The following is a 7,375-nucleotide window of genomic DNA, read 5'->3' as shown; positions in this document are numbered from 1 at the left end:
GCTTCCTCCTTAAGACTCTGAATTAGATTGGACTCTATACTCGTATCTTACTGAGGTGCTCTATTTTTTTCAAACCTGTTATTTAACGATCTACAGGAATGCTAAACTGCTTTGTTAGTTGAAGAAGAAAATAAAATCTTTATTTTATAAATAAAAAAGAGAGCCTTAGCTCTCCAACAAACGGTTAACTTTCTGAATCTCCCCTTCAAATAACCTCATGTCCAACTCGTAATCATCATGACCATCAAATGAATCCAACATATCTTTTTCTTGATGTAATGTTATCAAATACTGCTCCAATGAAAACCCACCACTTTGGATTGTATTCTCAAACACAACTTTAAATCTGCTCATTTATTTCACCTCGACAGATAGTATTTCCAATACAAGAAATGAAATTCGTATTTTATTACCAAATATAAAAGGACCATTTAGGTCCTTTTGGCTTCTTCAAGTAAAGCACCCGTTAATTGAATAAAGAATACAATAAAGTTTGACTTTAGTTTGGTTAATAGTAGAGATATTCTGTACATTCTCGCTTGTTTCAAAAAAATAACAACACCTTTTAAAATATTAAATTTATTGTTATTTTAACAGTTGTTCTTCTTTAACAATACTGCTTTGAACAACTAAGTAGAAAACAATTATTACACTGATTTTATCTTATTTTCATTTGTAATTATTTTTCCACAATGTATTGATAGCCATAGATAAAAATTGATAATAATACACAAATAAAATACCAAATGGTATGATTTATTTTTTTAAATTTAAATATATCAAATTTTTCCCACATAGAACCAAGTAGAAAAGCATTAAAAATATTCGCAATGGCATTGGTAATGAGGTATTTTGGAAAATTACCGTAAGCTAGTTTAAATATCCATAGCGTTGCTACAAAATATGGTCCTAATATATATGAGAAATCTACATTACCAGGGGAAAGTGGATTTTTATTTATCCACCATCTTCTCTTATTTCCGATGACACTAAAGACACTTAAAAATAAGTTAATAAAACTTGCTACGGGTAAATACCTTACAAGTGATTTTTTATCCATGAACAGAACAGAAAGCCATGGAATGATTATCATAGATAACGAAAATGCTTTCTTATTATTCATCTCAACCAACTTCCTCCAGAATGTTTTTTTTATCATTCCTCAGGCTTAGCTTTATTATTATCACTTGTTCAACTAACCTGCCCGTTACTTTAAGTAGAAACCTTCACAATCTCAATAGAGTAGAACCTATTGATACAAAATCAAATCACCTCTAAATTAGGCTCCGTGATGTCTCATAAGACTTGTATCAAAATCTAATCGTTGTAAATCCGCATTTTCCTGACGCTACCCCATGCCCATCAAGTTAAAATTTTGCAGCACCTCCAGAACGAAATTTTAGACCTTCTTGTAACAAAGAAAATTGGGGGTGACCTTGTTTTCTTGGCTTGATAGGCATGCGTTAGGACCCCTTATAACATTTTCATAGAAAAGCCCGTTTAGTGACCTATGGACTTACTCTTGTGCAGTTGGACAAATAGAAAAAAACAGACTGGAAATCCAGCCTGTTTTCAATAAATACGCACATTTAATTTTAAAAAGGAGAAAATTACTCCAATTCAACAATTGTAGCAACAGCTTGGCCGCCGCCAATGCAAAGTGTAGCTAAACCAGTTTTGGCATTTCTGCGTTTCATTTCATGGATCAAGGTAACAAGAATACGGGCTCCGCTGGCACCAATTGGATGTCCAAGTGCAATAGCACCGCCGTTAACATTTAAAATTTCATCTTTAAAGCCTAATTCTTTTCCTACTGCAAGGGCTTGGGAAGCAAATGCTTCATTCGCTTCGATTAAATCAATATCTTCGATTGAAATTGCTGCTTTTTCTAATGCCTTTTTCACTGCTGGTACTGGACCAACTCCCATAATGCTAGGGTCTACCCCGGCATTTGCAGTTGCTTTAATCGTAACTAATGGCTGAAGACCCAATTCCTCTGCCTTTTGCTTGCTCATAATAACTAATGCTGCTGCTCCGTCATTAGTCCCTGGAGCGTTACCTGCTGTTACAGTTCCGTCCTTTTTAAATGCAGGGCGCAGCTTCGCTAATATTTCTGCGGTGGTTCCTTTTCTAGGAACCTCGTCTGTATCAAAAACGATCGGATCACCTTTACGCTGTGGAATGACAACCGGAACAATTTCATCTTTGAATTTTCCTGTTTCGATCGCTTCAACTGCTTTTTGCTGGCTCCATGCTGCAAACTCATCCTGCTGCTCTCTGGTCAGCTCATATTTCTCTGCAACGTTTTCACCTGTGATCCCCATATGGTAATCATTAAAAGCACACCATAGACCATCATTGATCATGCTGTCGATTATTTTTTGATCTCCCATTTTAAAGCCATCGCGGGCATTTTTCAATAAGTATGGTGCCTGACTCATACTTTCCATTCCGCCTGCTACAACGATTTCAGCATCTCCTGCAAGGATCGCCTGCATGGCAAGATGAACGGCCTTCATACCAGAACCACAAATCTTATTAATTGTAAAGGCCGAAGACGTCACTGGAATACCTGATTTTATCTGTGCTTGACGAGCCGGATTTTGACCAACACCTGCTTGAAGAACGTTACCCATTATGACTTCGTTTACCTGCTCCGGTTTCACTCCTGCTTTTTCAAGTGCTTCTTTGATAGTGACTGCTCCCAGTTCAGTTGCAGATACATTTTTTAAACTTCCATTAAAATTTCCAATTGCTGTACGAACGGCACTTACAATTACAATCTCTTGACTCATATTCTTTACTCCTTTTTTTCTGCTTTTATAATTGTCTATTTTCATTGAATTTTGTTGTTTTATGTAGAATGTAAATATGGTGAATAGAAAAATTAAAAAACTAGCCATTTATACTCTTGATCGGCCGGTGCATAAGCACCTTCTTTTGATCCATCTTAAGAAATGAAACCTCTGTAGGGGTTCCGAGATACGTAAAACTAGGTCATAGTGATACAATATTTACCAATGTGTTGATCTTTTATTAGGTACTTTTTTTATCTTCCTACTGATTTTTCACCACGAAGGATCATACACGTACTTAAAGTATGGGCAACTAATGAACCGCCTTCATCAAAAACATCGCACTTGATTAGCCCAATAGTCTTTCCTTTCTTTATAACCTCACCTTTTGCTGTAATTTTTTCATTCCAAATCGGTTTCAAATAATTAATTTTAAGTTCAACTGTCGTAAAGGTTTCATTCATTTCTAACAAACTTGAAAAGGCCACACCCATTGCCATATCGGCTATATCACATAATATTCCCCCATGGATTGTTCCCATAGAATTTGCATGTTTCTCCGTATTACACTCTAATTCAAAAACTGCTTTACCCTTCTCGATTTGTAACAACTCTGCACCAATTAACTTAGCGATAGGTGGTGGCGGAACCTCGCGATTAATTATTTTTTGCATATTTAAAATTCTCTCGTTCATATAAACCCCCTCTAATAAAAAACACAAACCGGTCTGTTTTTCATTATACGTTAAACCAAGTTACAGTTGTCAATATAATTTTAATATTCTAACAAAAAAGGGGTGATTTAAATTACATAAAAGGTTATATTTATATTAACAAGACCGTTCGGTTTGAAAATTCTAATGAAAATGAGGGTTAAAAATGCGTAAAGGAGAACGAACAAAACAGTTGATTATTGAAAAGGCCTCTGGACTTCTAAATACCCAGGGATACTTAGCAACTTCCATTACAGATATTATGGAAAAGGCTGGTATGGAAAAAGGAGGGATTTATAATCACTTTAAAAGCAAACAAGAACTTTCTTTGGATGCATTTTCATTTTCTATTGAAACGATGTCCACAACCTACCAAGAAGCAATTAGGAGCAAAAATGCTTCCATCGAAAAATTGAACGCAATTCTTGAAGTCTTTTTGTTATTAGCAGAAGGCAAGCCAATTCCTGGCGGCTGCCCAATTCTTAATGCAGCAATCGAGTCCGATGATGCGCATCCAGCCTTACGTGATGCGACTAGAAAAGCAATGAATGACCTTTATGATATGATACTTCGTATTATTCGGAATGGGATAAAAAACGGTGAAGTAAACTCTACAATAGATTCAGAGACATTCACAACGATCTTTATATCTACAATAGAAGGGTCTCTAATGTTGACAAAGCTTTATAACGACACCATTTATATAAATCGAGCCATTGGCTTTTTAAAAGACTATCTAGCTAAGTTTGAAACTAGAGACAAGAATTAAAAAGGTGACAAGAACATAAAAAATTTAAGATCAACTACTTAAATGTATAGGAGGTAAAATCAATGAGTACAGCTATTGAGAATGAAGTCATTTATAAAGCAAAGCTTGCAAAAGAAGCAAGTTTAGAAATGCAAAATAAAACAACTGAAGAAAAAAATACAACACTATTAGCAATTGCAGAGCAATTACTAATAGATCAAGCGTTTATACTAAAAGAAAATGCAAAAGACATTGAATATGGTCATAAATTAGGGTTATCTGAGTCCATAATCGATCGTCTTATGCTGAATCCAGAACGGGTTAAAGCCATGAGTGATGCAATTCATTTAGTAATTAATTTGCCCGATCCAATAGGAGAAGAATTGGAACGCATAAATAAGGATAATGGACTGATTATTAGTAAGCGACGTGTGCCACTCGGTGTCCTCGGTATGATTTATGAAGCCCGTCCGAATGTAACCATTGATGCAGCTACGCTGTCTTTAAAAACAGGAAATACAGTTCTACTGCGTGGCTCTAGTTCAGCAAAACACTCCAATATGGCTTTAGTTACGTCTATACATCAAGCATTGAAACGTGTGCAATTCCCTCAAAATGCGGTACTTTTAATCGAGGATACGTCACGCGAAACTGCTAAAACATTATTTAACTTAACAGAGTATTTGGACCTTTTAATTCCTCGTGGAGGCAAAGATTTAATTGATTTAGTGGTACGTGAAGCAAGTGTGCCTGTTATTGAAACAGGGGCTGGTAACTGCCATGTTTTTGTTGATGCAACCGCAAAATACGATATTGTAAGACCAATCGTACTAAATGCTAAAACTCAGCGTCCATCAGTATGTAATGCGATTGAAAGTTTGTTAATCCATGATGAATTCTTTAATAATTATGGAAAAGAACTACTTGAAACGGTATCAATTGCTGGAGTTAAAATTTATGGAGATGAAAAAGTTTGTAAAGCATTTCCAACAGCCCTCAAAGCAACAGAGGAACATTATGCAAAAGAATTTTCAGATTTAATCATCAGTGTGAAAACTGTAAATAGTGTTGAAGAAGCCATTGCCCATATTAATCAATATGGTACAAAACATTCCGAGTGTATTGTGTCGGAAACGCCAAAGAATGTTGAACAATTCTTAAATGATATTGATGCAGCAGTTGTCTATCATAATGCCTCAACACGCTTTACAGATGGCTTTGAATTTGGATATGGTGCCGAAATTGGCATTTCAACACAAAAGCTACATGTAAGAGGACCAATGGGGTTACCAGCTTTAACGACGACAAAATATTATGTCAATGGAGACGGACAAATTCGACTTTAATTAGTCACAATGTTATTTAAAATTTCTTTAAATATCTTATAGATTGTTACGATGTTATCTAGAATAAAGTAAATTAAAAAGATAAAAATAGCCAAAAGGCATCTAAGGGAAGAACCTTGATGCCTTTTTAATACCCATTAAAAAGGTGAAAACATATGAATAGATTAATCTCTATCTCTATGTTTTGTGTGTGGTAGTGTCTGCTGCTTTTCTTGTTATTAGGGTATCACCACATGCCCATCAGCTAAGTTAAAACGATACCTTCAAAAATGAAAAAACGCTATGCTTATCGTAAGAAGTTTACGAGAAAGGATGGTGTTTTTTTATGAATCCTATCATCTCTAGTGAACTAACACTTTTCGCACAAGAATTACAACGCTTTTTATCTCCAATAGTCCTACAAGAAATCGCCAAACAAGTTGGTTTTGTACAGCGATCTAGTAAGTATCAAGCAGATGAACTCATCGCTCTTTGCGTTTGGCTCAGCCAAGAAGTCGCTAGTACATCACTTACACAATTGTGCAGTCGGTTAGAAGCTTCCACTGGTGTACTGATGAGCCCAGAAGGATTGAATCAACGCTTTAATCCAGCAGCTGTTGCATTTCTTCGAGAAGTCTTTACCTCTCTTCTTACACAAAAACTCTGTTCCAATCAATCGCTTTCTGCACACATGATGGCTACTTTCAATCGTATCCGTATTTTAGATGCGACAGTATTTCAATTGCCTGATCATTTTGCCACTGACTATCAAGGTTCAGGTGGGAGTAGTAATACAGCAGGTGTAAAAATTCAAATGGAATATGATTTACTAAGTGGTCAATTTCTTAACGTGCAGCTTGGACCAGGAAAGAATAATGATAAAACATACGGTACTATCTGCCTTGAAACTGTAGAGGCGGGCGATTTATGTTTGCGTGATCTTGGTTATTTCGATTTAGGAGACTTACAAGCCATTCATGATAAAGAGGCTTACTATATCTCGCGGTTGAAGCTAAATACACGTATTTATATCAAGAACCCTGAGCCAGAATACTTCAACAACGGCACGTTAAAAAAGCAAACCGAATACATCCAGCTTGATATGACACAAATGATGTCTAGTCTAACCCCTGGTGAAACGATGGAAATCCCCGAGGCATACATTGGCCAAAATCAGAAGCTTCCAGCACGTGTCATTATCCATCGTTTAACCGACGACCAAACGCAAACACGCTTGAGAAACCAAGCGATACGTGAAAAGAAGAAAGGCATTGTCATGAAGGATAAAAGTAAACGTTTAATGGGTATGAATGTATATATCACGAACACGTCACTAGAGGAAGTACCCACGAACTACGTGCATTCATTGTATTCACTTCGTTGGCAGATTGAGATTTTGTTTAAAACGTGGAAGTCATTCTTTGAAATTGATGAATGTAAAAATATTAAAAGAGAACGCTTAGAGTGCCATTTATATGGACAACTTATCGGCATTCTCCTCTGTTCTTCTACAATGTTTCAAATGCGACAGCTACTGCTTGAAAAGAAAAAGCAGGAGTTAAGTGAATACAAAGCGATATATATGATTAAAGATTACTTTCCGTTACTGTTTCAAGCGATAGCAGTTAGCATAGAAGAACTTTTGAAAATTCTACATCGCCTTTATCAGCTGCTCAAAAAGAACGGTCGTAAATGTCATCGGTATAAGAAGATGACCGTCTTTGATATTCTAGGGGTTGTGTATGAAACGACAGTGAAGCATAGACAAGCAGCCTAGCGAAAAAATCGCATTTT

7 protein-coding genes are annotated in these 7,375 nt (G+C 36.0%); 3 read left to right on the top strand and 4 right to left on the bottom strand.

Going from position 1 to position 7,375, the window contains the following annotated elements:
- Positions 1-165: 165 nt before the first annotated feature.
- The 4 genes from J7E67_RS13895 to J7E67_RS13880 form a co-directional block, all read right to left on the bottom strand.
- Entirely contained in the window at positions 166-354 is a 189-nt protein-coding gene (locus J7E67_RS13895; protein WP_088087141.1) for a hypothetical protein, read from the bottom strand.
- Positions 355-679: 325 nt separating this feature from the next.
- Positions 680-1,123, bottom strand: a complete 444-nt coding sequence (locus J7E67_RS13890) for a hypothetical protein (protein WP_251026768.1) — start codon at positions 1,121-1,123, stop codon at positions 680-682.
- Between the two features lie 487 nt (positions 1,124-1,610).
- Positions 1,611-2,795 carry an acetyl-CoA C-acetyltransferase gene (locus J7E67_RS13885; protein ID WP_214732120.1) on the bottom strand — a complete coding sequence of 395 codons (1,185 nt, stop codon included), beginning with the start codon at positions 2,793-2,795 and terminating at the stop codon, positions 1,611-1,613.
- A 254-nt stretch (positions 2,796-3,049) separates the two neighbouring features.
- Positions 3,050-3,490: a PaaI family thioesterase gene (locus J7E67_RS13880; RefSeq protein ID WP_214732118.1), complete on the bottom strand. Its 441-nt coding sequence runs from the start codon at positions 3,488-3,490 to the stop codon at positions 3,050-3,052.
- 184 nt (positions 3,491-3,674) lie between these two features.
- Here J7E67_RS13880 and J7E67_RS13875 point away from each other — a divergent pair, with 184 nt between their 5' ends.
- From J7E67_RS13875 to J7E67_RS13865, 3 genes are all read left to right on the top strand, one after another.
- Positions 3,675-4,277: a TetR/AcrR family transcriptional regulator gene (locus J7E67_RS13875; protein ID WP_098933701.1), complete on the top strand. Its 603-nt coding sequence runs from the start codon at positions 3,675-3,677 to the stop codon at positions 4,275-4,277.
- Between the two features lie 62 nt (positions 4,278-4,339).
- Entirely contained in the window at positions 4,340-5,602 is a 1,263-nt protein-coding gene (locus J7E67_RS13870; protein WP_171843307.1) for a glutamate-5-semialdehyde dehydrogenase, read from the top strand.
- Between the two features lie 325 nt (positions 5,603-5,927).
- Positions 5,928-7,358: an IS4 family transposase gene (locus J7E67_RS13865; RefSeq protein ID WP_214732116.1), complete on the top strand. Its 1,431-nt coding sequence runs from the start codon at positions 5,928-5,930 to the stop codon at positions 7,356-7,358.
- Positions 7,359-7,375 lie beyond the last annotated feature (17 nt).

The sequence above is a fragment of the Bacillus sp. ISL-46 genome, assembly GCF_018613205.1.
The sequence above is the reverse complement of the archived record's forward strand: the minus strand, read 5'-3'. Positions and strand labels throughout refer to the sequence as shown.

Excerpts from the sequence above, each read along its gene's own strand:
- J7E67_RS13895 (WP_088087141.1), bottom strand. The coding sequence starts at position 354 with ATGAGCAGATTTAAAGTTGTGTTTGAGAATACAATCCAAAGTGGTGGG.
- J7E67_RS13890 (WP_251026768.1), bottom strand. The coding sequence starts at position 1,123 with ATGAATAATAAGAAAGCATTTTCGTTATCTATGATAATCATTCCATGG.
- J7E67_RS13885 (WP_214732120.1), bottom strand. The coding sequence starts at position 2,795 with ATGAGTCAAGAGATTGTAATTGTAAGTGCCGTTCGTACAGCAATTGGA.
- J7E67_RS13880 (WP_214732118.1), bottom strand. The coding sequence starts at position 3,490 with ATGAACGAGAGAATTTTAAATATGCAAAAAATAATTAATCGCGAGGTT.
- J7E67_RS13875 (WP_098933701.1), top strand. The coding sequence starts at position 3,675 with ATGCGTAAAGGAGAACGAACAAAACAGTTGATTATTGAAAAGGCCTCT.
- J7E67_RS13870 (WP_171843307.1), top strand. The coding sequence starts at position 4,340 with ATGAGTACAGCTATTGAGAATGAAGTCATTTATAAAGCAAAGCTTGCA.
- J7E67_RS13865 (WP_214732116.1), top strand. The coding sequence starts at position 5,928 with ATGAATCCTATCATCTCTAGTGAACTAACACTTTTCGCACAAGAATTA.